At 35.3% G+C, this 4,894-nt stretch carries 5 protein-coding genes; 3 read left to right on the top strand and 2 right to left on the bottom strand.

The annotated features are described in order from the left end of the window. Window positions 1–754: M23 family metallopeptidase (locus tag F6K54_RS40335; protein WP_293090010.1), on the bottom strand; the 754-nt coding region annotated here is incomplete at its 3' end. Between the two features lie 607 nt (window positions 755–1,361). Between F6K54_RS40335 and F6K54_RS43610 the strand changes: the two genes are divergently transcribed. Beyond that, window positions 1,362–1,604, top strand: a complete 243-nt coding sequence (locus tag F6K54_RS43610) for a hypothetical protein (protein ID WP_366558386.1) — start codon at window positions 1,362–1,364, stop codon at window positions 1,602–1,604. 11 nt (window positions 1,605–1,615) lie between these two features. Here the strand turns inward: F6K54_RS43610 and F6K54_RS40325 are convergent, their stop codons facing one another. Next, window positions 1,616–1,828, bottom strand: a complete 213-nt coding sequence (locus F6K54_RS40325) for an RNA-binding protein hfq (protein ID WP_287279187.1) — start codon at window positions 1,826–1,828, stop codon at window positions 1,616–1,618. Window positions 1,829–1,891: 63 nt separating this feature from the next. On the opposite strand from F6K54_RS40325, the gene dapF reads away from it, so the two are divergent. Further along, complete coding sequence (gene dapF, locus F6K54_RS40320) at window positions 1,892–2,743, top strand: diaminopimelate epimerase (RefSeq protein WP_293090008.1); 852 nt, start codon at window positions 1,892–1,894, stop codon at window positions 2,741–2,743. A gap of 501 nt (window positions 2,744–3,244) precedes the next feature. After that, the gene (locus F6K54_RS40315) at window positions 3,245–4,390 is read left to right on the top strand and encodes a hypothetical protein (protein WP_293090006.1); all 1,146 of its coding nucleotides are present in this window, start codon (window positions 3,245–3,247) and stop codon (window positions 4,388–4,390) included. Window positions 4,391–4,894 lie beyond the last annotated feature (504 nt).

Below are 4,894 nucleotides of genomic sequence, written 5' to 3'. Positions count from 1 at the left end.
CAGCTTTGACAAAATCGCCTTCTTTTACATTGATACGACTCAAATGGATAAAAATGCTCGTTACCCCTTGACCATGATCGATACCCACAGTATTACCATGAATTTCAAAACCCTGAGATTCTAATCCCACTAGAGCCACACGACCAGCAGCAGGAGCTACTACAGGAGAGCCATTATAATCTGCATAATCTACCCCACGATGATAATAGTTCTCAGCAAACTCTCCATTGTAATACCGTCGCACCCCATAAATTGTACTGACTGGACCTTGGTTAGGTCGAAGAAATGGACCATTCCAAAACTTCTCTGGAGTGACAAGTTTTTTAAATGCTCCTACTCTGTCAAATTCTAAGTCTGTTCCTTTGAGAGAATCTTTGCCAGGAGGTAGCCAAATAGATTGAGTGGGAAAGGAGCGACTTTGCAGATTTACATTCACATTTTGCACGCCTGCTTCAGTGGTAATTTGAAGCTGTCGTGTACCTGGTCGGTCTAAAGGAGTAGTTGGTAATAATGCCCTCAACTTATTTTGTCCAATTGAAAAAAATGGATAAGTTTTTCCATCCATATTAACTGTAGGAGTTGCTCCGCCAATGGATTTTTGAATTACAACTGATAAAGTATCTCCAAGTTGTGGGTTAGTAGGAGTTATTTGTACAGTTTGGCTGAATCCAGGACTAGCTATTACCAATATTGTTGTAACTATAGCTAAGATTAAGCTGGGGATAAACTTTTTAAGTTTGATAGGCCAAAACATTAGTTTTTGTAGTAGATTTTTCTGATTAATTAATGACTAAATTAGATTTGCACGTTGAAATTAAAAATATCTTCTCCTCTGAGGAATAATCTACTTGAAGATGGTTTTAGGTTTTAGGTGTTAGATTCAATTTTTAGGGGATTCATATCATGTCCGCTTGAATACTTATACTTGGCAGAAGGCAGCTATGCTGAAGGGTTTCTTTCAATTTCAACTTAATTCTATACACAAACAATACTACCGGACATAATATCAAACAAAATTAATTGGATAAAATCATGACTGAGGGATAAGTTCTCTACTCAATTGCACAGGGAGTGTTTTCTATACCTAAAACTTACCACCAAAAAAAGTGTAGCTTTGATAATTAATTTTGAGCTTTGCTGATTTTTGGTATGAATAGATGACTGAAAATTATCAACCTAATTCAATATAGCAATTCCCAAAAAGCGTGAGGTAGCAAATTCATAAGTTTGGGTGGAGGTGGACTACAAATTGCCCTGACTATTTTCATCAAAACATTGGATGAGTATCCTCTCCAGCTTAAGGAATATTTTTAGGAGGAATTTTATCCCTATCATCAACAGCCGTTGTATTGAAATGCTTGATGGAGGGCAACGAAGCTTCAAGATCACATGGCCAAGTAATGTTAGGAATTTTAGTAGTCCAAGATTTATCTTTGGGACTAATGTTAGCAGTTTTACCTGCTTTAAATCAGCCACCAGAAATTATTGGTATACAATTGAGGCTACTTTTTAAGTTGTTAGTTAATTATAACACATTTTTTGACTACGGATTAAAATCCGCGCCCCTGGTTTCCATCCACTGCTTAACCGAAATTTTACGATGAAAAAATTAGGATTAGTTTTTTGGTTTGAGATAAACAATAGCTTGTCGCCAAATTATAATTGGTAAATCATACTGGTCTAAGAGGCAGATACAATTTGGGTCTTGCCAGAAAACTTTTCCCACATGGAGGTCGTTGGTAATTAGTTTTAGCTCTACTTCTTTCTTATCTGTGATATAAGTTTGAATCTGGCGAACACTGGGTAAACTGGTATCAAAATCAGACATAATAATTATTCAATATCTTTCCCGATTAAAAGTAAATTTCAATCTAATTACTGGAGCATCATAATGACAGTATCATTCACCAAGTATCATGGTCTGGGCAACGATTTTATTTTGATAGATAATCGCCACCAGTCAAAACCTATAGTAACACCAGAACAGGCGATAAAATTGTGCGATCGCAATTTTGGTATTGGTGCAGATGGTGTAATTTTTGCCCTGCCTGGAGAAGGGCAAGCAGATTATACCATGAGGATTTTCAATTCTGATGGTTCTGAACCAGAAATGTGCGGTAATGGAATTAGATGTTTAGCCAAGTTTATAGCAGAATTAGAAAATAATAACAAGACTAAATATAATATCCATACAGGGGCAGGTCTGATAGTTCCCGAATTACAAGCAGATGGCCAAGTAACGGTTGATATGGGACAGGCAAAGCTATTGGCATCGGAAATACCCACAACTATAGGTAATGCTGATGAGAAAATTGTTAATCAAACTTTAGAAGTGGCTGGAAAGTCTTGGTCTGTTACCTGTGTCAATATGGGGAACCCACACTGTATAACTTTTGTAGAGAATGTTGCTGATATAGCTCTAGAAATAGTAGGTCCTCAATTTGAGCATCACTCAGTATTTCCAGAACGCACTAATACAGAATTTATTCAAGTTATTAGCCCAAATTATGTGAAAATGCGAGTATGGGAAAGAGGTGCTGGTGCAACATTAGCTTGTGGTACGGGTGCTTGTGCATCAGTGGTGGCAGGGGTTTTAACTCAAAGAAACGAGAATAAAGTTACAGTTGAACTACCTGGAGGTTGTTTGGAGATTGAATGGTCAACTATAGACCAAAAAGTTTATATGACTGGACCAACAGAAAAAGTATTTACAGGAGTAATTGATGAATCAATAATGAGTTGATAAAAATGTAGAGATTATTCATTAATGGATAATGGATAATGGATAATTACCTCTGGTTAAAACCGAGAGGATTGAACATAAGGAAATATTATTTCTTTATTTTCCCCTTGTAGAGCGACAGCTCGCGGCGCAGCCAAGGGGAGGCTAGTAAAGCTGAATTATTTAATTAATAATGATTAATGATTAATTATTCGGTAATTGTTTAAGATTAATTTTTTGAGAATTTCAAAATTAGTTTTAAATATGAAAATTTAAATTTTCAAGACAGTTATTAAAAAAAATTAAGCAGTATAGCAGCTATTCTGAAGGCAGCTATGCTTAAGAAAGAAGGAAAAGTCTGGCGTTGCCTGAGTTTTCGACTTTTGATACGTCCTCACCTTTTCTTCGACTGCTATAAAACAAAGTTAGCTGTACTATTTTCAATATGATAACTTTTAGATAAAAATTAAAAGTTATATTGCTTTTGACTGGGAATTTTGACTTAAAAATAGAGGTATATTCATGGGCGGAGGTATTTACTTAATTCGTGACAACGATCAACTTGTGGAAATGACAGAACAAGCTTATGAGTCTGAAGATCAACTACAAGATTTTATAGAAACTTATCCTAACCTACTTGCAGGAGATGATATAGACAGAGCTACTCCCAGAAGATGGTTATTAATATCACGGGAAATAGCGATATCGACAGAAGAAGAGATCACACAACAATGGGCACTATCTCATTTATTTCTTGACCAAGAAGCAATTCCGACATTAGTAATAGTTAAAGGCGCTTATAAAGCAGAAATTCGCCAACAAGTAGTAGGTCAAATGATTGATTATGCTGCTAATGTAGGAGTTTATTGGCCTCTAGAGTCAATTATTGCTCAGTTTGAAGTCAACTGCCGGGAACATGGTCGCGATCCAGAACAAGTATTTGAAACATTTCTGGGTTTAGATGCTAATGAAGAAGAGTTCTGGCAAAAAGTTAAAACTAATTTGCAAGCAAATAAAATTCGTTTAGTATTTGTGGCAGATAATATTCCGGCAGAACTACGAAGAGTAGTAGAATTTCTGAATGAGCAGATAGATCCAGTAGAAGTTTTAGGATTAGAAATTAAACAGTATGTTGCTCAAGAAGGTTTAAGAACTTTAGTTCCAAGATTAATTGGTCAAACAACTGAAGCGCAACTGAAAAAATCAAGCACAACTCGTGAGAGAAGAAGGTGGGACGAAGTATCTTTCTTTCAAGAATTTAAAACTAGATGGGGTGCTGATGAGGCAGCAATACTCAAAAAAATTCATGAGTGGGCTAAAAACCAAGAACCTATAACTTCAATTCAATGGGGAACAGGAGATGTTTATGGTGGGTTTACTATAATAGTTAATCAACCAGAAAAAAAGAGTCTAGAGTTATTTAGTATTGATATTTCAGGTCATCTAGAAATTTACTCGAATAAATATAGTTGTCAACCTCCATTTAATAATAATGGTAAATGGTTGGAGTTAAGAGCTAAACTTAGTTCAATTGGTTTGGCTCTACCAGGAAATTTAGAAGAGTTTAGAGCGCCTAGTTTACGTTTATCCACATTACAAGATGATGTAGCATTACAACAAGTAATAGAAACTTTTCATTGGATTATTGAAGAAGTTAATCAAAGCTGAATTGGTAATTAAATATTAAGTTAAAGGTGACTGAAATAATAGCCAGTCACCAGAGTGCATCTCAATGCGTGAATAAAGCCAAAAATTTATTTATCGCTTTTAGGCAACAGGCAACAGGGAATAGAGAATAGGGAATATATAGAAAAAAGTATTTTTATATGAGATGCACCCAGTCACCAATGATTGAAAGGTTATTTGATTTTACATAAAAATAGTTATGTATGTCTAGATATGAAACTTTTTTTGCCTAATTTTTATCTAAATCCCATTAAAATTTGATACTTATGGTAACATTGGCTTTAGTTATTTATAGCATTAATTGAATCATTAATAAATTCAGGTATAATTAGGGTTTGCTGAAAAAGTCTTATGGGTGAGGGTAGGAGACAGGAGACAGGAGACAGGAGACAGGAGAAATGGCTTGGGAGCGAGAAGGTAGAAGTAAGAATTGTCCCTTAATTTTTCTGTCTAACTATGCGCCTAAAATACTAACTTTTTGAGCGT

This window comes from Okeania sp. SIO3B5, assembly GCF_010692555.1.
Lineage (GTDB): Bacteria > Cyanobacteriota > Cyanobacteriia > Cyanobacteriales > Microcoleaceae > Okeania.
The sequence above is the reverse complement of the archived record's forward strand: the minus strand, read 5'-3'. Positions and strand labels throughout refer to the sequence as shown.

Excerpts from the sequence above, each read along its gene's own strand:
- F6K54_RS43610 (WP_366558386.1), top strand. The coding sequence starts at position 1,362 with ATGGAGGGCAACGAAGCTTCAAGATCACATGGCCAAGTAATGTTAGGA.
- F6K54_RS40325 (WP_287279187.1), bottom strand. The coding sequence starts at position 1,828 with ATGTCTGATTTTGATACCAGTTTACCCAGTGTTCGCCAGATTCAAACT.
- dapF (WP_293090008.1), top strand. The coding sequence starts at position 1,892 with ATGACAGTATCATTCACCAAGTATCATGGTCTGGGCAACGATTTTATT.
- F6K54_RS40315 (WP_293090006.1), top strand. The coding sequence starts at position 3,245 with ATGGGCGGAGGTATTTACTTAATTCGTGACAACGATCAACTTGTGGAA.